The organism is Acinetobacter endophylla (assembly GCF_053543775.1).
On the sequence record NZ_JBLVOM010000312.1, the window covers coordinates 90,052 to 113,128 of the forward strand.

General features: G+C 43.1%; 20 protein-coding genes, 2 tRNA genes, 2 rRNA genes and 1 pseudogene. 18 read left to right on the forward strand and 7 right to left on the reverse strand.

Going from position 1 to position 23,077, the window contains the following annotated elements:
- Positions 1 to 11: 11 nt before the first annotated feature.
- From ACNPNW_RS16920 to ACNPNW_RS16960, 9 genes and pseudogenes are all read left to right on the forward strand, one after another.
- Entirely contained in the window at positions 12 to 953 is a 942-nt protein-coding gene (locus ACNPNW_RS16920; RefSeq protein WP_314295956.1) for a YagK/YfjJ domain-containing protein, read from the forward strand.
- A 97-nt stretch (positions 954 to 1,050) separates the two neighbouring features.
- Entirely contained in the window at positions 1,051 to 1,308 is a 258-nt protein-coding gene (locus ACNPNW_RS16925) for a hypothetical protein (RefSeq protein WP_228273099.1), read from the forward strand.
- A 99-nt stretch (positions 1,309 to 1,407) separates the two neighbouring features.
- Complete coding sequence (locus ACNPNW_RS16930) at positions 1,408 to 1,686, forward strand: hypothetical protein (RefSeq protein ID WP_151984803.1); 279 nt, start codon at positions 1,408 to 1,410, stop codon at positions 1,684 to 1,686.
- 20 nt (positions 1,687 to 1,706) lie between these two features.
- Positions 1,707 to 2,738, forward strand: coding sequence for a DUF932 domain-containing protein (locus ACNPNW_RS16935; RefSeq protein WP_151984805.1), 1,032 nt, complete (start codon positions 1,707 to 1,709; stop codon positions 2,736 to 2,738).
- Positions 2,739 to 2,913: 175 nt separating this feature from the next.
- Complete coding sequence (locus tag ACNPNW_RS16940) at positions 2,914 to 3,972, forward strand: YqaJ viral recombinase family nuclease (protein WP_314295955.1); 1,059 nt, start codon at positions 2,914 to 2,916, stop codon at positions 3,970 to 3,972.
- Between the two features lie 195 nt (positions 3,973 to 4,167).
- On the forward strand, positions 4,168 to 5,052 hold the full coding sequence (locus tag ACNPNW_RS16945) for a recombination directionality factor (protein WP_314295954.1): 885 nt from the start codon (positions 4,168 to 4,170) through the stop codon (positions 5,050 to 5,052).
- A 79-nt stretch (positions 5,053 to 5,131) separates the two neighbouring features.
- Positions 5,132 to 5,362 carry a helix-turn-helix transcriptional regulator gene (locus ACNPNW_RS16950; protein WP_178866616.1) on the forward strand — a complete coding sequence of 77 codons (231 nt, stop codon included), beginning with the start codon at positions 5,132 to 5,134 and terminating at the stop codon, positions 5,360 to 5,362.
- Positions 5,363 to 5,434: 72 nt separating this feature from the next.
- Complete coding sequence (locus tag ACNPNW_RS16955; protein ID WP_314295953.1) at positions 5,435 to 6,019, forward strand: class I SAM-dependent methyltransferase; 585 nt, start codon at positions 5,435 to 5,437, stop codon at positions 6,017 to 6,019.
- Positions 6,012 to 6,839 (forward strand): annotated as a pseudogene (locus tag ACNPNW_RS16960) (DUF8808 domain-containing protein); the annotation flags it as partial. The gene ACNPNW_RS16955 and the pseudogene ACNPNW_RS16960, both read left to right, overlap by 8 nt.
- Before the next feature lie 28 nt (positions 6,840 to 6,867).
- Here ACNPNW_RS16960 and ACNPNW_RS16965 read toward each other — a convergent pair.
- Entirely contained in the window at positions 6,868 to 7,569 is a 702-nt protein-coding gene (locus tag ACNPNW_RS16965) for an IS1 family transposase (RefSeq protein ID WP_005005861.1), read from the reverse strand.
- Positions 7,570 to 7,820: 251 nt separating this feature from the next.
- Between ACNPNW_RS16965 and ACNPNW_RS16970 the strand changes: the two genes are divergently transcribed.
- Positions 7,821 to 9,197, forward strand: coding sequence for an NAD-dependent succinate-semialdehyde dehydrogenase (locus tag ACNPNW_RS16970; RefSeq protein ID WP_004281002.1), 1,377 nt, complete (start codon positions 7,821 to 7,823; stop codon positions 9,195 to 9,197).
- A 24-nt stretch (positions 9,198 to 9,221) separates the two neighbouring features.
- On the opposite strand, the gene ACNPNW_RS16975 is transcribed toward ACNPNW_RS16970, so the two are convergent.
- The 3 genes from ACNPNW_RS16975 to ACNPNW_RS16985 form a co-directional block, all read right to left on the reverse strand.
- Positions 9,222 to 10,238: a pirin family protein gene (locus ACNPNW_RS16975; RefSeq protein ID WP_448767214.1), complete on the reverse strand. Its 1,017-nt coding sequence runs from the start codon at positions 10,236 to 10,238 to the stop codon at positions 9,222 to 9,224.
- Between the two features lie 141 nt (positions 10,239 to 10,379).
- Entirely contained in the window at positions 10,380 to 10,979 is a 600-nt protein-coding gene (locus ACNPNW_RS16980) for a PM1805 family lipoprotein (RefSeq protein WP_004732599.1), read from the reverse strand.
- A 328-nt stretch (positions 10,980 to 11,307) separates the two neighbouring features.
- The gene (locus tag ACNPNW_RS16985) at positions 11,308 to 11,853 is read right to left on the reverse strand and encodes a glutathione peroxidase (protein ID WP_448767215.1); all 546 of its coding nucleotides are present in this window, start codon (positions 11,851 to 11,853) and stop codon (positions 11,308 to 11,310) included.
- 190 nt (positions 11,854 to 12,043) lie between these two features.
- On the opposite strand from ACNPNW_RS16985, the gene ACNPNW_RS16990 reads away from it, so the two are divergent.
- Positions 12,044 to 12,940, forward strand: a complete 897-nt coding sequence (locus ACNPNW_RS16990) for a DMT family transporter (RefSeq protein ID WP_253114787.1) — start codon at positions 12,044 to 12,046, stop codon at positions 12,938 to 12,940.
- A 433-nt stretch (positions 12,941 to 13,373) separates the two neighbouring features.
- Here ACNPNW_RS16990 and tsaC read toward each other — a convergent pair whose 3' ends face one another.
- The 3 genes from tsaC to ACNPNW_RS17005 all read right to left on the reverse strand — a co-directional run bounded on the left by tsaC (position 13,374) and on the right by ACNPNW_RS17005 (position 16,370).
- Positions 13,374 to 13,943 carry an L-threonylcarbamoyladenylate synthase type 1 TsaC gene (tsaC, locus tag ACNPNW_RS16995; RefSeq protein WP_004732594.1) on the reverse strand — a complete coding sequence of 190 codons (570 nt, stop codon included), beginning with the start codon at positions 13,941 to 13,943 and terminating at the stop codon, positions 13,374 to 13,376.
- Between the two features lie 41 nt (positions 13,944 to 13,984).
- Positions 13,985 to 15,124, reverse strand: coding sequence for a DNA-processing protein DprA (gene dprA, locus ACNPNW_RS17000; protein ID WP_005245292.1), 1,140 nt, complete (start codon positions 15,122 to 15,124; stop codon positions 13,985 to 13,987).
- A 91-nt stretch (positions 15,125 to 15,215) separates the two neighbouring features.
- Positions 15,216 to 16,370 carry a LysM peptidoglycan-binding domain-containing protein gene (locus ACNPNW_RS17005; protein ID WP_004644874.1) on the reverse strand — a complete coding sequence of 385 codons (1,155 nt, stop codon included), beginning with the start codon at positions 16,368 to 16,370 and terminating at the stop codon, positions 15,216 to 15,218.
- Between the two features lie 120 nt (positions 16,371 to 16,490).
- Here ACNPNW_RS17005 and def point away from each other — a divergent pair, with 120 nt between their 5' ends.
- From def to ACNPNW_RS17040, 7 genes are all read left to right on the forward strand, one after another.
- Positions 16,491 to 17,021 carry a peptide deformylase gene (gene def, locus ACNPNW_RS17010; protein WP_004644875.1) on the forward strand — a complete coding sequence of 177 codons (531 nt, stop codon included), beginning with the start codon at positions 16,491 to 16,493 and terminating at the stop codon, positions 17,019 to 17,021.
- Between the two features lie 92 nt (positions 17,022 to 17,113).
- Positions 17,114 to 17,524 (forward strand): DUF2946 family protein, encoded by a 411-nt coding sequence (locus ACNPNW_RS17015; protein ID WP_004732588.1) that lies wholly within the window; start codon positions 17,114 to 17,116, stop codon positions 17,522 to 17,524.
- Between the two features lie 72 nt (positions 17,525 to 17,596).
- A complete protein-coding gene (locus ACNPNW_RS17020) occupies positions 17,597 to 19,660 on the forward strand; it encodes a TonB-dependent copper receptor (protein WP_004732586.1) in 2,064 nt (687 codons plus the stop codon).
- A 752-nt stretch (positions 19,661 to 20,412) separates the two neighbouring features.
- Positions 20,413 to 21,950 (forward strand): 16S ribosomal RNA (locus tag ACNPNW_RS17025).
- Positions 21,951 to 22,010: 60 nt separating this feature from the next.
- Positions 22,011 to 22,087, forward strand: a tRNA-Ile gene (locus ACNPNW_RS17030).
- 71 nt (positions 22,088 to 22,158) lie between these two features.
- A tRNA-Ala gene (locus ACNPNW_RS17035) sits at positions 22,159 to 22,234 on the forward strand.
- A gap of 490 nt (positions 22,235 to 22,724) precedes the next feature.
- Positions 22,725 to 23,077, forward strand: a 23S ribosomal RNA gene (locus ACNPNW_RS17040); the annotation flags it as partial.

Consider the following 23,077-nt stretch of genomic DNA (forward strand, 5'->3'; position numbering starts at 1 on the left):
GGTACATAGCAATGGAACAAACTCGAATCAATCATTCTCCTCTTATTACTGCAATTGAGAACTTTGTAGAAGATACCATTAATCGTACAGAACCATGGGATAGTTACTGGTCCGGGTTAGTTGATTTACTCAAAGAACTGCAAGACCAATATAATCCAGATTTAAGATATTCAGCCTATAACGAAGCTATGATCGAACTCATGTTGGAACTAGAACAAAATTTGGAGTCAGATGTTATAGATAGCTCAATATTAGCTGAGCTGAGTTTTTATGATGTTCAGTCTGTTTTTGATAAGTTTGAAAAAAGGCATCAACGGGAGGTACAGCGATTTAAACAGGATGAGTTAAGAAATCGAATTAAGGCTCTAGAGTACACGGAAATGTTACTGGAACATTATTCTAAGTTGGCTATTATTCGTGTTGATCTTTCTTATAGACAGGATAAACGTACCTTTATTGATATATCAGATTTCAGAAAAGATATTCGAAGACTATTGGATCGATTACAGGATGGGGATCGCCATTTCAATGATTTACAGGGATATATCTATGCCCTAGAACAAGGCACTGAAAAAGGATATCACGCTCACTTCCTGTTGTTCTATGATGGTAATAAAGTACAAGCAGATCGTTACGTTGCAGACTGTATTATTGATACTTGGAAGAAGATCACAGATGAGACGGGAATAGGGTATAACTGTAATACTGCCAAAAATCGTGATAGTTACAAGGCTACGGGCAATGATGCTCTTGGTCGTGTAAATAGACAGGATGAGGGAAAACGAGCTAATGTTCTAAAAATAGTACGTTATTTTACTGAGCCAGCTAAAATTGAACAATATCTCAGGATAAAAGTAAAGAATATGCAGACCTTTGGTCATGGCAGATTCTATAAACCTTCGAGACGAGGGGTAGATAAGACATTAGAACGACTAAAATGGAAAAGTGAATAGTCATTCTGTTTATTAAGTTCTAAAATAAAATATAAGATATTGTAATCATGATTCTTTTGAGGATAATAGGGAAAATCCAATTATCCTCAAAAGTGAAATGAAAACACATAAGCTGAAATATTTAACTATAGGTCATATCGAGCAAATCAAAAAATTATGGGTTCCTGGTAAAGACACATTCAGTGACAAAGAGGCTTTCACTCGTTCTTTAGATGAAGAGCAATTGATCGAGCTTTTTTATATTTCAGGAGACTGGACTTATGAAGAAGCGGAGGAAGAGGTAAGGACTAGTCATGATGTCGCCTTTAATATCTGTAGAAAGCAAAGATTAGAGATGCTATATAATCTGATCTGAAAATAATCTCAGATATACATTATCTAGATGAAAACGAGTTTTTTAACTTTGCAAGGCTTGCCAATCGGTGAGCCTTTGTCATTTCTAGAGGTATATATTATGAGCTTAAATTGTCCTTATTGTTTATCGGATCATGTCATTCAGGTTGTCAATCAGCAGGTGAGTGGATCTGATTCTACAGGCTTAGCAGCATCTGCATCATTCGCAACCATCGGTGCATCCATTTCAAAGGGTTTACCTTTACCTGTATCACCACTGCTTGGAGGGCTTGCTGGTGCACTGATTGGTGGTTTATTTAGCAGTGTGTTTGATGAGCCTAAAAAGCCAATCACTATGACCTACTATCACTGTAATCAATGTCAGCAGAACTTCCGCTAATAACCTAGGAGATAAGAACGATGGCACATCAAATCGAACAAATCGCCTATGTTGGCGAAACCCCTTGGCATGGTCTAGGCAATCAGCTGAGTCCGAATCAACCATTGGAAGTCTGGGCACAGCAAGCTGGGATGGACTGGCGGATTGAATCCTCGAATGTCAGCTATATGGCACAGAATGAACGTGGTCAGAGCATCATCATGCCATTTGAAGAACAGCGAGTGTTATACCGTTCAGATACCCATGCGCCTTTGTCTGTGGTTAGTCAGCGTTATCAGGAAGTTCAACCCAAAGAGATTCTGGAGTTCTACCGAGATCTGACTGAGCAATCAGGCTTTGAGCTAGAAACCGCAGGGGTTTTGAAAGGTGGGAAGAAGTTCTGGGCTTTGGCACGTACAGGTCAAAGTACCGCATTAAAGGTCAAGGATGTCAGTAATGGTTATATTCTGCTGGCTACTGCGTGTGATGGCACTTTGGCAACTACAGCACAGTTCACCAGTATCCGAGTGGTCTGTAACAACACTTTAGCAATTGCTCTACGTGGACAAAGCAGTAGTGTAGGTATGGTGAAGGTTCCGCATAGTACCAAGTTTGATGCAGAGAAAGTGAAGCAGCAATTGGGTGTTTCAGTTCGTGCATGGGATGAGCACATGTATGAGATGAAACAGCTCACACAGCGTAAGATAAGTCAGCAAGAAGCCAAAGCCTACTTTGATGCCGTGTTCAACAACAGCACCATGTCAATTTCCGATCCTGAAGAAAACATTATTCAGTTCTATCGTAATGTCGCGCAGCAAGTTCAGGAGAAAAAGCCTGAACCGAATGGTCGTGCCATGAATAAAGCTTTAGAGATGTTTAATGGTCAAGGTCGTGGCGCTGACTTATCATCAGCCAAAGACACGGCTTATGGCTTACTGTGTTCAATCACAGAATTTGTGGATCATGAACGACGTGCCATGAGTAAAGATCACCGACTTGATTCAGCTTGGTTCGGTGCAGGTGCTGGTGTGAAACAACGAGGATTGGAGCAAGCGCTTGCTTTGATCGCCTGAAATTAACTTACTCACTTATGTTGAAATCAAGTCACCCCAAACAAATGCTAGTCATAGCACTCATGTAACCCCTCTCAATTAAAACAGCAAACAAATCGCCATACCCGACCTTGTGTCGGGTATGGCTTTTTTATGCGTTTCTTTTACAGAGATCAGAATTTATAAGGATAATCCCATGAATCAAATTGTATCTATTTCACATCAGCCTACGACTATAGGATCAAAGATCGTAGTCAATCCAACCATCACCACCAAACGCTCAACAGTAGCCAAGCGGCTGGTTAACACCAAAGGGATGGAGTATCAGGACTGGCTCGAAGTTCGTAAGCAAGGCATTGGCAGCAGTGATGCCGCGACTGCCTGTGGTCTCAATCCCTATATGTCGATGCTGGAACTCTGGCTGATTAAAACTGGACGACAGACTCAATTCATAGAAGATGAAAGCTCAGGTGTAGCACCGCTGTATTGGGGTAAGCAGCTGGAATCTTTGGTGGCAGAGTTCTATAGCATGCACACCAATAACAAGGTACGCAGAATCAATGCGATACTTCAGCATCCTGATCCCGATAAACACTTTATGTTAGCCAATCTGGATTACAGCGTGGTCGGCAGTGAGGACGTTCAAATCCTGGAATGCAAAACCGCAGGTGAGCATGGAGCAAAATTGTGGCGTGATGGTGTGCCTTTATACGTGCTTTGTCAGGTGCAACATCAACTGGCAGTGACTGGTAAACAGGCAGCGCATGTTTGTGTCTTGATTTGTGGGCATGAAACCAAGATCTTCAAAGTGACACGGTCTGAATCGGTGATTGAGCATATTGTTAAAGCAGAACGATATTTCTGGGAATGTGTGGAAAAGGATATACCGCCATCAGTCGATGCCAGTGAATCCGCAGCTAAAGCGATTCAACAACTTTATCCAGCGCATGTCCCTCTGAGCGTTGAAGATCTCTCGCAAAATGAAAATGCCAATTTGATGTTTGATCAGCTCATCAAAATGAAAGAAGAGATTCAGCATAAGCAGGAACGCTTTGACCAGCTTAAACATGAAATTCAGATGATGATGCAAGACAAAGAAAGGGCTGTCTTTGCTCATGGCTCAGTGGTCTGGAAGAAAGCCAAGGACTCCATCAGCCTCAATACCAAGGCATTGCTTCAGCACCAGCCTGAACTCCTCCAGCTTTATCCACTTGAAAAGCAGGGCAGTCGTCGATTCAACATCTATACCGACTAAGCCCGATCTACAGCACCAAATCGAAAATTCACAAAAATCGCTCCCCGCTCTCTACCCTTCGGTAGAGAGCAAATCGGTCGCGATCTCTGTAGCACTTTATCTGGCTCTACATTCTTTGGGTAACTTATTTGGTCCTTGTTCCGACCTACATACATAGACCCAAATTTGTAACTTAATACATTAAGGAATATCAACATGATTAAAGGTTTAGCAATTACCCCACCAATCCTGGGACGGATCAGTATCGGTCGGATGATCGAGAAGAATGGTAAGCGATTGCCTGAAAAGGATGACCAGTTCACCATTACTTCCCAGATTCAAAGCAAAGAAGGCTGGGTCAAACATCCATTAGATGATCAGCTTAGAGCGAATACTCCCAATCAAAAGCTACGCTCAATCCCCGTCAGAATGATCTTTAATGATCCTGATTTGAACTTGCGCGCTGAATACACCTTATTTGACCGACAGACCGGACGGCCAGTCTGTGTTGGTAATGGAGAAACCTGCCAGCGATTAACCAATCAAGGTGTAGAGCAACATCCCTGTCCATCCCCTGATTTATGTCCATTGGCTCAAGGAGGGAACTGCAAGCCTTACGGGCGTTTGCATGTGAACTTGGATGATTCGGATGAATTTGGCACCTTCATCTTTAGAACTACAGGCTTTAACAGTATTCGAACTTTGGCTGCACGGCTGAGTTATTACCATGCAGCATCAAATGGCTTGTTGTCATGTCTACCCTTGCAATTGATATTGCGGGGCAAGAGTACGACACAGAGTTATCGTCAACCGGTCTATTACGTGGATCTGACTTTAAGAGAAGGGATTAGCTTGAATGAAGCGATTATTCAGGCGAAGCAAATTGATGAACAGAGCAAGCAGGCGGGGTTTTATCAGGAAGCTTTAGACTTTACCGCAAGGAAGGGTTTTGGGAATGGAAGGATGGAGGTCGATATGGAAGAAGGTTTGGATGTGGTTGAAGAATTTTATCAGCCTGTCGGAGGTCAGCAGATCGAAGAGACTCAGACTGCATTTGATATTCAACAGGGATTGAAAGGATCTGTGACGGCTTTGAATTAAATCAGACAAGGTAAAACCTTACAAGATTGCCGTATCTCATGAGCGAGTTGCTCGAAATCATGAGATAGGAGTAAACATCATGAATGCATTTGTAGGTCAAACTTTTCAAATGAATCAACTGATTAGTATCAAGCAAGTCATGGAATTTGTCGGTGTGGGGCGTTCTACCATCTACGAGATGATGGATGAGGACTCACCTTACTATGATCCAACCTTTCCAAAGAAAGTTAAAATTACTCAAAATCGTATCGGCTGGTCAGCTTATGAGATCCATCAATGGATTGAAAGTAAGTTGGCGAGTCGGGAATAAGGGATGCTCTTAGCTCCCTTATTTTTTTGTTTTCTTGTAGACTGAAAATGTCTTTTAGCCTAAGTTTCCGTAATGAAAACAATAGACTACTACAATAAACATGCAGAAGAATTTACAGCTTCAACGTTTGAAGTTGATATGGAAAGCCTATATCAGCCATTTTTAGCTGAGTTGCCTGAGAGAGCGTATATCCTTGATGTTGGCTGTGGGGCTGGGCGTGACACTTTAGCTTTTGAAAATAAAGGCTATAAAGTCGATGCAATAGATTACTCAGAAGAGCTTGTAGAAAGAGCAACCTTACTTACCGGTATTCAAGTGAAGTTGCAGAGCTTTTATGAGATTGATGAGCATGAAGTTTATGATGGCGTGTGGGCATGTGCATCATTATTGCATTGTGAGCGTGATCGCTTAGCTAAGGTCATTGGACTGTTGATAACAGCCTTAAAACCAAATGGTGTGCTATATATGTCATTTAAGTATGGCGATAGTGATCGAGAAAAGGACGGTCGAGCATTTACCGATTTAGATGAAGAACAAGCAGGGGCTTTGCGAGGCCAGTTTGATCATGTTCAACAAATTAAGCAGTGGATCACGGTAGATCAGCGACCTGATAGACAAGAAAAATGGCTCAATTTGCTTTGGAAAAAATATGCCTAATTTTATTCCTACAGCGCAGGAGCAGCTTAAGTTCCTTAAAAATATTCAGCTGATTTTACAATCAGGGAGTTTTAGTAGTACCTATAAATTCGCTCTCTTGATTAGTCTTAGCCGATTGGCTATTGAAAAAGGTGAAGACTCAGGCAAAAGTCTATCACTTGAGTATACAGAGATTGCTGAAAAGTTTATCGAGTTGTATTGGAAGCAAGCAGTGCCGTATACCTTTAATGATCAAGGACAACTGATCTTAAATCAGAATAATGGTAAGCAAGCAGCGATTGTAAATCGAATTATTGAGCTTCGGCAGAGCTATTTATCTCTTGGACTATTAAGGCAAGATTCATTGGTATGGTTGAAGCTAGTGAAAGATGTGGCACGCACGGTAAAAGACATGCCAGTCCGTTACCTGCAAAATATGAATGGTCAAAATTTTGAGTTTTTATACCTACTTGATCAATGTAGAAAGCAACTTATACTTATTCCTCAAGTTATGTTCTGTTTAAGGCAATTCAGTGAGATCATTGAAGAGCTTTGTCAGAAACGCTGGATTGACTATATCCGTAAGAACAGTAGCAATGCGCCAATTTTGAATCAGTTACCCAACCTTGAACAATTTATGTTTGAGCCGAATAGGAACCAGTTGAATGCAGTGGCAAATATCTTGGTAGAACTACAAGAATGTAAATGCTTCTACTGCAATAAACCAATGAAAAAAGGCAGTTATGCAGTCGATCATTTCATTCCATGGTCTATGTATCCCTCAGATACAGGTCATAATTTTGTATTGGCAGATTCAAGCTGTAATTCTAAGAAAAGTAATTGGTGGTGTTTTAAAAAGTATGCTGACATTAAATGAAGCCATTATTGATGTAAAAGAAGGTTAAGTCGAAGGCTTTAAAATGGTTTTCAAGCTTTTTGGAGAAATTACAACTTCTTCTAAAACCACGCCTTATTCGATGCCTTATTTTGCAATTATTACCTTCAATTCCTACAGTAAATAACTTACCAATACTTTGCTTGCAGTTTTTAAAAGCAGTGATGAAACTGTCCCAATGATCACTTGCAATTCGGGTGTAGTGAATACCTAATTGTTTAAGCTTTGTCTTCAACCTTTGGACTGTAGCTAAATCTCTCTTACCCCAAACATAAGCAACAATCTCACCTGTTTCTCGATGGTAGGCGTAAATAAGCCATTGTTTATTATTTTTATTTCCAACAAAAGTCCAGAATTCATCTACTTCGAGAGATTCATAATGACTTTGTTTAGGCTGAATTTGATAGGCCGATTCAGTTAAAGTCCGTAAGACTTTACCGATACTAATGCGCTCAACTTCAGCGATATCTCGTATACCGCTGCCTCTGACCATTAACTGTAATATTTTACGAGTAATGCCAGAATTACATCCTAGATAGCTCAGAGCATGGTCACCAATAAACTGACGTTTGCAGTCTTTGCATTGGTAGTTTTGTTTCCCATCTACTTTGATGCCATTTTTCTTTATACTGTCACTGAGGCAGGTTGGACATTTGATTTCTAGAGTTATTTGCATTTCTCTATTTTATCAAAATTCAACCTGCTTTTTTTTAGCATACTTTTTGATACACCACCGAAAACTTTATTTTGTACCACTCGATATAACTTTTACCCTTTCTCAGTAATGTTTTGAACCAATCTGTAAGCAGGCACACGCCATAAATAAATCAATGATAAGTTAAATAATTCGAACAGATACTCGCTTGTTATAACTTGATGCGATTGGGTTTTGAACAGGCGAAACTTATAATTGAAAAAGGGAAAATCATGGCTTATCAATCTATTAATCCATTTACCAATCAAAAATTGAAAGACTACCCCTCCCATAGCGATCAAGATATTCAAAATGCACTGGATGGTGCGGAAAAGATTTTAAAATCAGAATGGTCGAAGCAGGCCGATTTAAGAATTAAAGTATTAAAGAACATAGCCGAGCTTTTAAGAGAGCAAAAGTCTGAACTGGCCAAGCTCATGACTCTGGATATGGGGAAACTGATCAAGCAGAGTGAAGGCGAAATCGAAACCTGTGCCAAAATTGCAGAATACTATGCTGATCATGCCAAAGAATTTTTAGCGCCCGTGTCCTATGAAACGGAACTGGGCGAAGCTTGGGTCGAGCATCATCCATTGGGCATTGTTATGGCAGTTGAACCGTGGAACTTTCCGTTTTATCAACTGATGCGAGTGTTTGCACCGAACTGTGCCATCGGTAATCCGGTTCTGGCAAAACATGCCGGAATTGTACCGCAATGTGCGGAAGCCTTTGAACAACTGGTCTTGGATGCAGGCGCACCCAAAGGTGTCTGGACCAATCTGTTTATCAGTGGTGATCAGGTCGCTGAGGTGATTGCAGACAAGCGTGTGCGTGGTGTGGCATTGACAGGTTCAGAAGGTGCGGGCAGTGCAGTCGCTGAAAAGGCCGGAAAACATCTTAAAAAATCAACGCTGGAACTGGGCGGTAATGATGTGTTCATCGTACTCGATGATGCAGATCTGGAACGCGCGATCAAGTTAGGCTGTCAGGCGCGTGTCAATAATGCCGGGCAGGTATGTACGGCGGCGAAGCGATTTATTCTGCATGAAAAAATTGCCGAACAATTCAAGGCCGGCATGCTGAAAGCTTTTGAACAGTTAAAACTGGGTGATCCGCTCGATCCTGAAACCACTTTAGGACCGCTGTCTTCAAAAGATGCGCTGGAAAAACTCAGCGAGCAGGTCGAAAAGGCAGTAGCACAAGGCGCGACTGTGGTCACTGGCGGCAAAGCTGTAGAACATCAAGGCAATTTCTATGCACCAACCATTCTGGAAAATATCACGCGTGAAAATGAAGCCTGGTATGAAGAATTTTTTGGCCCAGTGGCACAAATCTATGTGGCGAAGGATGATGATGAAATTGTCGAAATTGCCAATGATTCCAATTATGGTCTGGGTGGTGTGATTCATTCACAGGATATCGAGCGGGCGAAAAAGCTAGCGTCACGGGTAGAAACTGGCATGATCTGGATCAACTGGTTTACTGATACCACGCCTGAGTTACCATTTGGTGGAATTAAAAATTCCGGTTATGGGCATGAACTATCGATTGATGGTTTTAGAGAATTTGTGCAGAAGAAACTAGTTGTCGTCAGAAGCCCGAAAAAATAATATGATCTGATGTCAAAGAAGCCACTATTCAGTGGCTTCTTTGTCTGGTTGGTCTGGATATTCTTCACGTTTGCCGCCTTCATAACTGGCAAAGCGCGGATGTTCTGGTGCAAATGACGGTTCAGCACTTGGCCAAGGCCAGCCACCAAACTGGGTTTCGCGATAACGGCGAAAAGCAGTATCTAGCTCTTGCGCACTATTCAGCACAAAAGGCCCATGCATAGCCACCGGTGCACCGATCGGTTCACCTTCCAGCCATAAAATATGTGATTCCAGCAGCCCACCTTTGAGCTGAATATCTGCATCCGGTTTGAGTTCAAGTAGATGCTTCGGCGCTATCTTCTGTCCTTCCAGTTCCAGGCTTTTACCTTGATAAAAATAACAAAAACGCGTTGCAGTAGCAGTGCTGGCAGGAATGGTTAATTCTGCTTCCGGCTTTAAAGTGATTAAATACATATTGAGTTGATTCTCTGGCATGGCTGCCCATGAATGTGGCGGACGATCCAGTGCCTGAGTCTGTTTAAACTGTCCTGAAATGACCCGGATCTCCGCTTTACGTCCGCCCGCATCGGCTGAAAATACATGTGGAATCTGTTCACGCCACAACATTTTATAATCGGCTGGCTGTTTTTTCTGTTCCGGTGAGGAATTCAGCCAGATTTGAAACAGCTCCAGAGGATTGTCCTGATCCTGATGGACTAAAGGAAACATCTCGCAATGCTGTACCCCATTGCCGGTAGTCAGCCATTGCACATCACCCGCGCCATAACGTCCCGAGTTTCCCAGCGAGTCAAAATGATCGACATAACCGCGCTCGACAATGGTAATGGTTTCAAAGCCAGTATGCGGATGCTCCGGAAAACCGGGAATACTCTCGCCATAATACATGTCATATTCATGCTGCTGTGGCGGGGAAACTGGGCCTAATTCGGCATTGCCTTGTGGATAATGATCTTGATGATGAACGGTAAAAATAAAAGGATCTTTCAGATCAAGCCGGGATGTGACTGGAACCATAGAATACAGCACTGAATTCGACATGATTGAACTCCTGATGATCTGATTAGATGAAAATTCCTGATCTAAATATAATTTTTATAATCCATTGCAGTGTATAGCCTGCACCGCAGTTAAGAAAGGCGCTTTTCGATTAAGCGCCTTAAAATGAGATTTTTAGGTATTTTAAGTATTGTCCTGATCAGTATTGCTCTCTGATTCCTGATCTGGATTCTGGATCAGCAAGCCGGCCAGTTTGACCATTTCGGATTGCACATTCACCATCTGCGATTCAATCTTTTTCAAGTTTACTTGGCTGAAATCTACCTGGCCGTTTAAAAGAGGAGAAGCCAGAACTTGCTGATTAGCGGTCATGATGTTGTCACGAATCTGGTCAATTTCCTGACTTTTCAAGTTCAGGTTGCCCAGCACCTGATTAAAACTGCTGAGTTGCTGTTGAAGCTGAGTCGCAGTGGACTGCAGTTGCTGGGTATCCTTGGCTTCGACCGCCGTTTGCAGTTCGGTCTGGGTCTGTTTTAACTGTTCCACATAACTGCCGGCCTTGAGCTGCAAGTCGGCTACATCACGAACCATATAAAACATATTGCCCGATTTAAGTTCGGTTTGCGCTGTTGAGCTCTGTTGCTGAGAGGCTGGTTCCAGATCGGACGTCGTGGTATCTGCCTGTTCAGCCGGTGCTTCGACGGCCTGTTCACAGCCCATCAGTAAAATTCCTGAGCTAAATAATGCGAAAGGAAGGACAGCATTGGCAAGAATCTTGGACATGGAATCAGGGTCTCGATACAGATGATGGAATTTTAATAGTATCTAATATAAGGACAAACTATGGAGATAAAAAAGATTGTTGCAAACTCATAACAATTCTTCTGGGTTCCGAATGTTTCCTTATTTAAAAATAGGAAAAAATTTATTAAAAAAGAACTCTGAAGTTCGCTTTCCTTACCAAATTGGCTTTTTTGACCTGCAATCATTTTGAAAATGTTTTAGGTGAATTTTAATGCAATTAAATAATCGTTTTTAAATAAAAAAATAAGTATCTACCAAGAAAATAGATACTTATTTCAAGCTTGATGATTATGAGAATAATCGAGAATTATTTTGCAATTTCTGCATTCGCTGCATCGACAATCCGTTGATCATCTGCAGTAATATCTGGAGCAAAACGTGCCACTACTTCACCATTTTTATTGATCAGGAATTTTTCAAAGTTCCAGAGCACTTCTGGTGGCTGATTTGGGGTTAAACCATAATCGACCAGATCTTTCCACCAAGGGCCTTCACCAATACGTTCCGGTACAGCCTGCGTAAGGTTGGCATATAAAGGATGCTTGTCTTCACCCGCGACAGAAATTTTAGCAAATAGCGGGAAGTCAACTTTATAATTCACTGAGCAGAATTCCTGAATCTCGGCTTCGCTACCCGGTTCCTGTTCCAAAAAGTTATTGGCAGGGAAGCCCAGAATTTCCAGACCTTCCGCTTTTTTGTCCTGATACAGTTTTTGTAAGCCTTCATATTGCGGCGTCAGGCCACATTTAGATGCGACGTTAACCACCAGCAAAACCTTACCTTGGTACTGGTTTAAAGTGGTTTCTGTTCCTTCAATGGTTTTGACTGGAATGTCATATACAGAGCGAGTCATTAGATTTCCTGTTTATTGCGACTGAACGGTATTTGTTTTAACGGGTATTCGCTTTCAGTACAAGTAAAAACAGGTGAGCTCAGTTACTTAAAGCTGCAAATTGCCTCAATATTATGTGAAAAATCTATTATGCTAGGATGCGCGAATAGGCATAGCTTAATAACAAGACCAGCGACTCATGGATGAAAGTATGACACAGCAACAAAAGGCAGTCTGGTGGGCCATGGCCTTACCACTGGCCGCAGTTTTGATTTGGTCTCTGAATATGACGGTTACCCGTTATGTGGCAGATTATATTTCTCCCATCAGTATCAGTTTCTACCGCTGGGCCTTGGCCTTACTGATTTTAACTCCATTCATGTTGCCCAAAGTCAAAGCAGCGTGGCCGCAGATTCGTCCGCATCTCGGACATTTTGCCATTTTGAGTGCGCTGGGAATGGTGCTGTATCAGGGGCTGGCTTATAGCTCGGCACACTACACTACTGCCACCAACATGGGCCTGATCAATGCCTTTATTCCTATTTTTACCATTATCGTGGGTATTTTTGTTTTAAAGATTCGCCCGACACAGGCTGCAGTGCTGGGAAGTCTCTTGTCCTTTATTGGTTTGATGTATGTCATGGCACAAGGGCAGGGCCTGCAGTTTTTAACTGTCGGTGAAAGTTATATTGGCGATCTGTTGATGTTGATCGCAGTATTTTTCTATGCCTGTTATGGCGTGTTTCTGAAAAAATGGCAGATTCAGATTCCACTCTTAGTGAGCCTGTATATCCAGATTTTTATGGCCTTTCTCTATCATATTCCTTTGGTATTGATTTTAGGTCTGGATAGCATCAATCATGCTAATGCAGCCAGCATTATCTATGCCGGAATTTTTCCTTCTATTGCCGCACCCTTGTTCTGGATGATGGCTGTGCAACAACTTGGTCCCAATCGCAGCAGTATTTTTATGAATCTGATGCCTGTCTTTACCGCAGTAGTCGCATATTTGTGGCTGGGCGAAGCCTGGACCATGTATCACAGTATCGGCGGTGGCATCATTTTACTCGGAATCCTCTGGGCACAATATCCCGGAAGATCCGCTTAATCAGGAATTAAAAGAGCTGATTAAGAATTTTTTCTGATTAAATATTGATCTTTTGAACAATTTTTTTTAATTGAAATCCCCTTTTAAATGCTAATTTTCAAATGTTAAAACAAATAGAAAAATATCGTTTTATTTTAAAAAGAGAATAGAAAGAGCAAGATATTTTGAATATTGGTCAAAAATTGTTTGCTATTAATAGAAAATATGTATTATTTGATTGTTTTATTATACTTGTCGTTGTACTCAGTTTCTTTCATAATGCGCCCATCGAGAATGATCAAGCAAGAAAATCCTTGTTTTATCAGACTCCCAGAGATTTTCTGAACCCTCTGGATGTGATTTATGCACATCCTTTTTTATGCTCAGCCATCCCTATATGGCTGAGCTTTTTTTTGTCTTAAAACTTTAGTCGGGCTTGAGTGTCCCGACTAAATCAGACACGAATAACTACGCCAGTCACTGCATCAATGATCCGGCTTGGTTGCTGACTTAAACCGAGGTCACCATTCAGATAATTCAGGTTCTGGTCAAAATAGCGGATCGCATCCTGCAGTGAGCGGGCAGGTTCCATGCCGGCAGGGTTGGCACTGGTAGAAACGATAAAACCGCCAAAGGCCTGACACAATGCGACACAGAGCGGGTGAGTGGTCACGCGGACGGCTACTTTAGGATGATGACCTTTAATCCAGTCAGGAATATCTTTATTTGCAGGAAGCAGCCAGGTGGTCGCACGCTCAGCAGGCCTGTCATTGCTCCAGGATTCAATCACTTTTTCACGCATTTCTTCGCTTAAATCCTGCAGCAGGTGTTCTACCTGTGAAAGATGAGCTGCCAACAAAATTACACCTTTCTCAATCGGGCGCTGCTTCAATTCTAAAATTTGATGAAATGCCTGTTTATTATAGGGGTCGCAACCCAAGCCCCAAACAGCCTCTGTGGGATATGCCAAGACTTGTCCGTCTTTAAGCCATGCTGCTGCTTCGGCAACAGAGGTAGTGATCATGTGGATACCTTATATTAAACAACAAAGCACTATTGTGAACCTTATTTCAGAATCCGACAACGTAGATACAGGCCGGCTTGTTGAGTAGTAAAGCCAAGCAGCTCCAGTTCCATCAGTTGACTGGTCAGAGCAGAGACCTCTTGCTGTAACTGAAGGCTGAGCTGATCCAGGGTCTGTCCGACCCAATCAAGTTGATTATAAAGATGAATTAAATGCGGTGGAATGGTACTTGCTTGCTCAGGCGGACTGTCTTTTTTTAAATGATTTGCATTTGATTGCCACTGGGTGGCTAAGGCCAGATCCTCGATTACTTGCTGTGGATGCTCAATTAAAATCGCGCCTTCACGAATCAGTTTATGACAGCCCTGATGATGTTCACTGTAAATATGCCCCGGGATGGCGAATGTGGTCTTGCCTTGTTCCGCTGCCCATTGTGCGGTCAGCAATGAACCGCTTTTCAAGGCGGCTTCTGCCACAATCACCCCGAGGCTTAAGCCACTGACAATTCGGTTACGCCGTGGAAAATGCTGCTGTAAGGGGGGAGTAAATGGCAAAAACTCAGTAATGACCGTACCTCCATGTTCGATGATTTGCTGACGTAGTGTTTGATGGGCGGCAGGGTAGGTCTGTTCAATGCCTGTGCCCATCACTGCAATCGTTCGCCGATGTTGTAATGCGGCCTGATGTGCTGCTTCATCAATCCCTTGTGCCAGGCCACTATTAATATAAAAACCCTGTTCACTCAAATAAAAAGCAAAGTCATAAGCGACTTGCCGGCCGTGCAGACTTGGCTTGCGACTCCCCACAATCGCGATTTGCGGTTGCAGCAATTGATCTGCATACCCTTGCCCGAACAGGATTGGCGGCTTATGCGCATAATGGCTCAATTGCTGTGGATATTCGGCATCTGTATGTAAAAGCACAAAGTCACTGTGCAACTGGATCTGCTCAAGACTGCGCTGAAAATGGAGCTGCGACTCACTTGACTGGAAATCTTGCAGGCGCTGAATGTGGTTTTTATGAATGCCCAACTTACGCCAGGTTTCGGTTTGAGAACCATCAATTGCATGGGCGAGGTCTGCATAATGCTGACTGATTTTATAAAAGCTGCTGAGGGAGTGTTGCAGTAAATACCACAGCGTAATGGCATGGATTTGCGCTGTCGACAATGTATTCAACATGGTGAGACCTATTTCGGTGTCTTCTTATTATGGGTATGAGTTCAAACAAGAGGGATGATGCCGATCAATCCACATCATCCCGTTTAAAAGCTTAGTCTTCTAATAGTGGCGGCTGAATGTTGGCACCAACCTTGATTGGTAATTCACTTTCCAGCACATAAGCGTAGCTCAATTGATCGAAGGTTTTAAATACCATGACCTGACCAATACGCTCGCCCGGTAATTGCACCCGTTCTTTGGTTTTCGGATCAGTCACCACTTCACCTTTTTGATTCACGCTAAAGACATGACCCGTCTGAACCCCATGTGCCGTACCACGGTCAATGGTGACGACACTATGACGTGCTGCTGTACCAATCGACCCCAATACACGCACAATCTGACCACCGGCAGCAATATTTTCTGCATTGGTCGGATAGAACAGGGTCGGTAACATTGGATCGTATTCAGGCAAGACGCGATCACCACGACGTACTTCTGCATTGTAACTATCTGTCAGTTCAAGTGTGGTGACATCACCTTCGCCACGTACCGCAATACCAGATGCCACCTGTTGCAGCTCGAGTGCAGACGTATATTTCTTGCCATTTGCATCCGTAAATACATACGGTTCAGCTTCACGATACACCGCATAGCGTTGACCCACTACCAGGCCGTGACCACGTGCATAAACTTTCTGGCCTTTGCCAGCCAGTACGCGCTGATCTGCAGTTCCGAGAATGTAGGGTGTGCCCTGAACTGAATCAGGTGCCAGAAGGGTATAGCGTTCCAGCCACTGCTTGATATGCTCAAGCGGAATCACTGGAATGGTATTATTTAAAGATTCAACCCGAATCTGGGGTTGCAGAGAAGTACTGCCAAGATAGCGGCTGATAATACCTTCACAACCATCACCTTCGTCTTTACCAATAATTGGACGGCCCTGGTAATCGCACATTAACAGGCGGTCACCCGGGAAAATCCAGTGTGGATTTTTCACGTGCTTATTGCTGGCCCAGATTTCCGGCCAACGTACCGGATTTTTCAGGAAACGTTTCGAGATGTCCCAAAGCGTATCGCCTTTTTTCACCACATAAACGTTCGGTGCATTGGCTTTTAATGCCGGTGGATTGACGTTGCGTGCAGGTGCTGCCTCGGCAGAATGAATGGTCCCCATACTGACGCCTACACAAACGGCAAGTGCCAGCATCTGATTTTTAAACCCCAAGGCACTAAAAAATGGCATGCCCTTCAAAACCTTTTTCATTATCATAATTCCTAAAATTATGTGCGTAGTTGCGTTATAATAACGATCTTACACACATTTTTTTGATGAAGCATTCCCTTCATTTGGTTTTTTGATCAATGGCATAATTGAGGACGCAGTATGGCCTTATTACCTATTTTAAGTTTCCCGGATCCCCGTCTTCGTACCATTGCACAACCTGTCGAAGAAGTGACTGATGAAATTCGTCAGCTCGCTGCGGATATGTTTGAAACCATGTATGAAGCACCAGGTATCGGACTTGCCGCGACTCAGGTGGATCGTCATATTCAGCTGATTGTTATGGATCTGTCTGAAAATAAAGATCAACCGATGGTGTTTATTAACCCCAAAATCACACCATTGACTGAAGAAACGCAGCCTTACGAAGAAGGCTGTCTATCAGTTCCTCAAATATACGATAAAGTTGATCGTCCGTCACGCGTAAAAATTGAGGCAATTAATCTGGAAGGTCAAGCATTTGAGCTCGATGCTGACGGACTTCTCGCTGTGTGTATCCAACATGAAATGGATCACTTAAATGGCAAATTATTTGTCGATTATTTATCGCCATTAAAACGTCAACGTGCACGTGAAAAAGTGGAAAAACTGGTCCGCCAACGTAATAAAGACAAGGTGGCAGTGAAACGCTAGGATCATTTTAAAGTTTATTTAAATGGTCTAGCAAAGCCCAATTCTGATTGGGCTTTGCTATAATCGACATAAGCATGTTTTAGGAATAGCCTGTGTTTTTACGCGCGGGGCTGCTATTTGCATTTGCAGCTGTGTTTCTACAGATTGCTGTATTTTTACAGCCTTTGTTACCGAAGCAATATCAAGTTGCTCCGGTCTGTGAAATCATCACGCGTGCGCTTTTTATCGCCACAGATGCCCATGCGCAGTATAGCGCTGGCGAGCATAGCCACCTTGTCCAATCCGATCATCTTCAACATGATCATCATGATGCCAATCATCAGTGTCAGTACTGTACGGTTTATGCCAATTTAGTCTTACCGCCTGATCTGGACATCAAACAGGTTCTTGACCGGATTCATGTCCGTTTAATTGCTTATCAAAAAACCTTTAAGCATGTCTGGTTTGTCCTTCAGCAACTCTTCTTAATTCCTCAGGGGCGAGCGCCACCACTACCTGCATAAATCTGCATTTTTCAGCTTGGGTTGGTATTGACTCAAGCCGTGCCTAATTTATGTATTTAGTGAGATAGAGAAATGGCTCAGCCTAAATTTTCTTTACAGCCACTTGCGGCTGCGATTTGTGTTGCTTGTTATTCTTCGGTGGTGATGGCCAATGATGCCATGCCGGTGCAGACGTTTGCCCCGATTGTAGTGACGTCAGCAGCAGGTAATGATGCCAATGGGCTGATTGTCCGCGCCGACCCTAAACAGCCGATTCAACCGATTCCTGCCAGTGATGGTGCGGATTATTTACAAAGTATTGTCGGCTTTAGTTCGGTCAATAGCGGTGCCGGCACCAATGGTGATGTGACGTTTCGCGGCATGTTTGGTTCACGAATTAAAATCCTGACTGATGGCACGGAAAACCTGGGGGCCTGTCCAAGCCGGATGGATTCGCCGACCTCCTATATTTCCCCGGAAAGCTATGACCGTATTTCGGTGATTAAAGGCCCGCAGACGGTGCAATATGCCAATACTGGCTCTGCGGCAACGGTGATTTTCGAACGTACACCGGAACAGTTTGATCAAGATCAAAACTATCGTGGTCAGGCCAGTGTCTTGATGGGATCTTTCGGGCGCCTTGATCATAATGTCGAAGTCGCAGCAGGCGATGAACAGAAATATATCCGTCTGAATACCAATCGTTCGGTATCGAATAGTTATCAAGATGGGGATGGAAATACAGTTCCTTCAGACTGGGAACGCTGGAATACTGATTTGGCGATTGGCTGGACACCAGATGAAGATACTTGGGTCGAGCTAAGTGGCGGTAAGGCAGATGGTGAATCAGTTTATGCTGGCCGTACGATGGATGGCTCTCAATTTGCACGTGAAAGTTTAGGTTTGCGTGTACAAAAACAAAACCTAACAGAGACACTTAAGAAAGTAGAAGCGCAGGTCAACTACAATTTTAATGACCATGTCATGGATAATTTTAGCTTACGTCAAGTTGATGAACCTAATAAAGCCATGACCGTTACACGTCGAACTTTAAATTCACGACTATCAATGACTCATGAGTGGGATAAGCTACAGTTAGTCAGTGGTGTAGATTCTCAATTAAATAAACATGCGGGCGGCATGTACCATTCGACTAAACCCATGATGAACTCTCATGTAACAACAGATATGAAATTCCAGTCCTATGGGGTTTTTGCTGAGTTAAGTCATGAACTAAGTGATAACAATAAATTGGTTACTGGTGTGCGGGTCGATCAAGTGGACATTGATGCCTTAAAAACTGGACAGAACCGTCAGGAAACCTTGCCAAGCGGCTTCATTCGTTTTGAAAATACCCATCCAGAACATGATGATGGTAAAACCTATATCGGACTGGGGTATGTGGAGCGTGTGCCTGATTATTGGGAATTATTTAAGACCGATTATCATGGAATAACTGCAAATACATTTAAGCAACTGGAAACGGAAAAGACCTTACAACTCGATCTGGGTTATCAACATCATCATGGCGCGTTTAATTCTTGGGTATCGGCTTATGCCGGTGTGATTCAGGATTTTATTCTGATGACTTATCCTAAGTCTGGAAACTCTGGGCATAGTCATCCTATGAATAATGATATGGGGGGGATGCAGCCAACAAAAATGAATAGTGCGGATTCAAGAAATATCGATGCAACCATTGCAGGCGCAGAAGCTGGAATTGGTTATCAGTTTACTGATGCAATTCAGGCAGATATCAGTGCCATGTATGCTTGGGGTGAAAACACCACAGATAATACGCCGTTACCACAAATCTCTCCTTTGGAAGCCCGTGTTAACTTGCGCTATGTTCAAGACAAATATAATTTTGGATTGCTATGGCGTGTAGTGGATGGTCAAAACCGGATCAGTCTTAACGAAGGTAATATTGTGGGTTATGACAACAAGCAGAGCGCAGGCTTTGGCACTTTGTCTTTAAACGGTAGCTACCATGTCATGGATAGCGTGGATGTATCAGTCGGAGTCGATAATGTTCTAGACCGGACTTATACCGAGCACTTAAATAAAATGGGTGCTTCCGGTACAGGTTTACCAATAACCGAACAGTTTAATAATATGGGACGTAATTACTGGGCACGTGTCAGTATGAAATTCTAATTATTGCTTAATATTCTAAAAGCCATTGCTCAATAGCGATGGCTTTTTAATTTTTAGCGTTGCAATAAATTTCCATATTTAAATCGGGCCTATGTATCTTGGAAGAAGACCAGATAAAACAAGTTTTATGTATATAAACGCCAGGTTGTTGAAGAATCAAACAAAAATAGAATGTGAATTGAACGATATAAGTCGTGTGATAAAGACTTTTATAATTTAAATTCAAATAAAACAATATCTTATTATGTTAATAGATGGGTTTTGTTGGATGTGCTCAATAAAATTCAAAAATAATGAAAATAAATTAACGATATATAACAGTTACTTATATTTTTATTGGTTTGAAAAATAAACACACGGTAAAAAATCTTTGCAAGAAGTGTTGCAAGCCCTCTGAAATGCTGTAGAATGCACATCCATCGGCGGTGATGTTGATTAAAACTTGTTGAGAAACAAGGATTTAGCCTAAAGGGTGAAATCTAGAAGTCTTGAAGAAGTTTAAAAATAATCAATAAAACCTGTTGACTCTTTAGAAATAAAGAGTAATATAGCCGACCTAGCTTGCTGGTGACGAATTAGCAAGAAGATCATTAAGAGATTATGAAGAACAACTTGTGTGGATTTTTACTGGTTGATTGATCGAAATTATTTTCATTGATTGATGGTAGAAATTACTCGAAGTTTATTTGAGAAATATTTGTCAGAAAATTGATGAGCCAAGATTGGTGCCCTTTAAGGCACTACATAGTATTAAACTGAAGAGTTTGATCATGGCTCAGATTGAACGCTGGCGGCAGGCTTAACACATGCAAGTCGAGCGGGGAAATGTAGCTTGCTACATTACCTAGCGGCGGACGGGTGAGTAATGCTTAGGAATCTGCCTATTAGTGGGGGACAACATCTCGAAAGGGATGCTAATACCGCATACGTCCTACGGGAGAAAGCAGGGGACCTTCGGGCCTTGCGCTAATAGATGAGCCTAAGTCGGATTAGCTAGTTGGTGGGGTAAAGGCCTACCAAGGCGACGATCTGTAGCGGGTCTGAGAGGATGATCCGCCACACTGGGACTGAGACACGGCCCAGACTCCTACGGGAGGCAGCAGTGGGGAATATTGGACAATGGGGGGAACCCTGATCCAGCCATGCCGCGTGTGTGAAGAAGGCCTTTTGGTTGTAAAGCACTTTAAGCGAGGAGGAGGCTACCGAGATTAATACTCTTGGATAGTGGACGTTACTCGCAGAATAAGCACCGGCTAACTCTGTGCCAGCAGCCGCGGTAATACAGAGGGTGCAAGCGTTAATCGGATTTACTGGGCGTAAAGCGCGCGTAGGTGGCCAATTAAGTCAAATGTGAAATCCCCGAGCTTAACTTGGGAATTGCATTCGATACTGGTTGGCTAGAGTATGGGAGAGGATGGTAGAATTCCAGGTGTAGCGGTGAAATGCGTAGAGATCTGGAGGAATACCGATGGCGAAGGCAGCCATCTGGCCTAATACTGACACTGAGGTGCGAAAGCATGGGGAGCAAACAGGATTAGATACCCTGGTAGTCCATGCCGTAAACGATGTCTACTAGCCGTTGGGGTCTTTGAGGCTTTAGTGGCGCAGCTAACGCGATAAGTAGACCGCCTGGGGAGTACGGTCGCAAGACTAAAACTCAAATGAATTGACGGGGGCCCGCACAAGCGGTGGAGCATGTGGTTTAATTCGATGCAACGCGAAGAACCTTACCTGGTCTTGACATAGTAAGAACTTTCCAGAGATGGATTGGTGCCTTCGGGAACTTACATACAGGTGCTGCATGGCTGTCGTCAGCTCGTGTCGTGAGATGTTGGGTTAAGTCCCGCAACGAGCGCAACCCTTTTCCTTATTTGCCAGCGGGTTAAGCCGGGAACTTTAAGGATACTGCCAGTGACAAACTGGAGGAAGGCGGGGACGACGTCAAGTCATCATGGCCCTTACGACCAGGGCTACACACGTGCTACAATGGTCGGTACAAAGGGTTGCTACCACGCGAGTGGATGCTAATCTCAAAAAGCCGATCGTAGTCCGGATTGGAGTCTGCAACTCGACTCCATGAAGTCGGAATCGCTAGTAATCGCGGATCAGAATGCCGCGGTGAATACGTTCCCGGGCCTTGTACACACCGCCCGTCACACCATGGGAGTTTGTTGCACCAGAAGTAGGTAGTCTAACCTTAGGGGGGACGCTTACCACGGTGTGGCAGATGACTGGGGTGAAGTCGTAACAAGGTAGCCGTAGGGGAACCTGCGGCTGGATCACCTCCTTAACGAAAGATTGACGATTGGTAAGAATCCACAACAAGTTGTTCTTCATACGATGTATCTGAGGGTCTGTAGCTCAGTTGGTTAGAGCACACGCTTGATAAGCGTGGGGTCACAAGTTCAAGTCTTGTCAGACCCACCAAATCTGACTAACGAAGCATGAAAGTGCTGAAGCAAACAGAACGGAACGATACATTGACTTATTGATAAGCTGGGGACTTAGCTTAGTTGGTAGAGCGCCTGCTTTGCACGCAGGAGGTCAGGAGTTCGACTCTCCTAGTCTCCACCATACTTCATATCGTAATGCATAAAGCAAAGCTATAATGCTATCACTTGAAAGTTAACAAAAGCTACGTTAGACATAGTAATCAATACAGTATTGATTGTTAGTTTAGTCCTTAAGCGATCAAGTGTTTAGATCCTAGAGATTAACAAGTACAAGCGTTATGATACGCGCACTTGATAACCTCTGTGATTTATCACAGTTTCCTGACCTGACGAAGGCTGGAAAAATCATTAACAGAATATATTTGAGTTGAAATAATTTGTTCATACTCATGACTGACATTAACACTAGCAGTGATTTATTACTGTGATGTGAAGATGAAAGAAATGAGTTACTAGCGAAATTAACTGAATCAAGCGTTTTGGTATATGAATCTAATTGAAGCTGTACGGTGCTTAAGTGCACAAACGCCAACTGTATGAGCGTGATGAGAGATCATCACAATCTGTTGCTTATCCTACTTGTAAGGATAAACGACTGTTTGGGGTTGTATAGTCAAGTAATTAAGTGCATGTGGTGGATGCCTTGGCAGTCAGAGGCGATGAAAGACGTGATAGCCTGCGAAAAGCTCCGGGGAGGCGGCAAATATCCTGTGATCCGGAGATGTCTGAATGGGGAAACCCACTTACCATAAGGTAGGTATTGCAACATGAATACATAGTGTTGCAAGGCGAACGAGGGGAAGTGAAACATCTCAGTACCCTTAGGAAAAGAAATCAATTGAGATTCCCTCAGTAGCGGCGAGCGAAAGGGGAAGAGCCCATTAAGTCATATAAGTTCTAGTGGAACGCTCTGGGAAGTGCGACCGTAGACGGTGATAGTCCTGTACACGAAAGGGCTTATATG

Bases quoted from the DNA above. Each gene is read 5' to 3' on its own strand.
- ACNPNW_RS16985 (WP_448767215.1), bottom strand. From the start codon at position 11,853: ATGACTCGCTCTGTATATGACATTCCAGTCAAAACCATTGAAGGAACA.
- ACNPNW_RS17020 (WP_004732586.1), top strand. From the start codon at position 17,597: ATGGCTCAGCCTAAATTTTCTTTACAGCCACTTGCGGCTGCGATTTGT.
- ACNPNW_RS16950 (WP_178866616.1), top strand. From the start codon at position 5,132: ATGAATGCATTTGTAGGTCAAACTTTTCAAATGAATCAACTGATTAGT.
- dprA (WP_005245292.1), bottom strand. From the start codon at position 15,124: ATGTTGAATACATTGTCGACAGCGCAAATCCATGCCATTACGCTGTGG.
- def (WP_004644875.1), top strand. From the start codon at position 16,491: ATGGCCTTATTACCTATTTTAAGTTTCCCGGATCCCCGTCTTCGTACC.
- ACNPNW_RS16980 (WP_004732599.1), bottom strand. From the start codon at position 10,979: ATGTCCAAGATTCTTGCCAATGCTGTCCTTCCTTTCGCATTATTTAGC.
- tsaC (WP_004732594.1), bottom strand. From the start codon at position 13,943: ATGATCACTACCTCTGTTGCCGAAGCAGCAGCATGGCTTAAAGACGGA.
- ACNPNW_RS16935 (WP_151984805.1), top strand. From the start codon at position 1,707: ATGGCACATCAAATCGAACAAATCGCCTATGTTGGCGAAACCCCTTGG.
- ACNPNW_RS16930 (WP_151984803.1), top strand. From the start codon at position 1,408: ATGAGCTTAAATTGTCCTTATTGTTTATCGGATCATGTCATTCAGGTT.
- ACNPNW_RS16925 (WP_228273099.1), top strand. From the start codon at position 1,051: ATGAAAACACATAAGCTGAAATATTTAACTATAGGTCATATCGAGCAA.
- ACNPNW_RS16940 (WP_314295955.1), top strand. From the start codon at position 2,914: ATGAATCAAATTGTATCTATTTCACATCAGCCTACGACTATAGGATCA.
- ACNPNW_RS16970 (WP_004281002.1), top strand. From the start codon at position 7,821: ATGGCTTATCAATCTATTAATCCATTTACCAATCAAAAATTGAAAGAC.
- ACNPNW_RS16990 (WP_253114787.1), top strand. From the start codon at position 12,044: ATGACACAGCAACAAAAGGCAGTCTGGTGGGCCATGGCCTTACCACTG.
- ACNPNW_RS17005 (WP_004644874.1), bottom strand. From the start codon at position 16,370: ATGAAAAAGGTTTTGAAGGGCATGCCATTTTTTAGTGCCTTGGGGTTT.
- ACNPNW_RS16920 (WP_314295956.1), top strand. From the start codon at position 12: ATGGAACAAACTCGAATCAATCATTCTCCTCTTATTACTGCAATTGAG.
- ACNPNW_RS16975 (WP_448767214.1), bottom strand. From the start codon at position 10,238: ATGTCGAATTCAGTGCTGTATTCTATGGTTCCAGTCACATCCCGGCTT.
- ACNPNW_RS16965 (WP_005005861.1), bottom strand. From the start codon at position 7,569: ATGCAAATAACTCTAGAAATCAAATGTCCAACCTGCCTCAGTGACAGT.
- ACNPNW_RS16955 (WP_314295953.1), top strand. From the start codon at position 5,435: ATGAAAACAATAGACTACTACAATAAACATGCAGAAGAATTTACAGCT.
- ACNPNW_RS16945 (WP_314295954.1), top strand. From the start codon at position 4,168: ATGATTAAAGGTTTAGCAATTACCCCACCAATCCTGGGACGGATCAGT.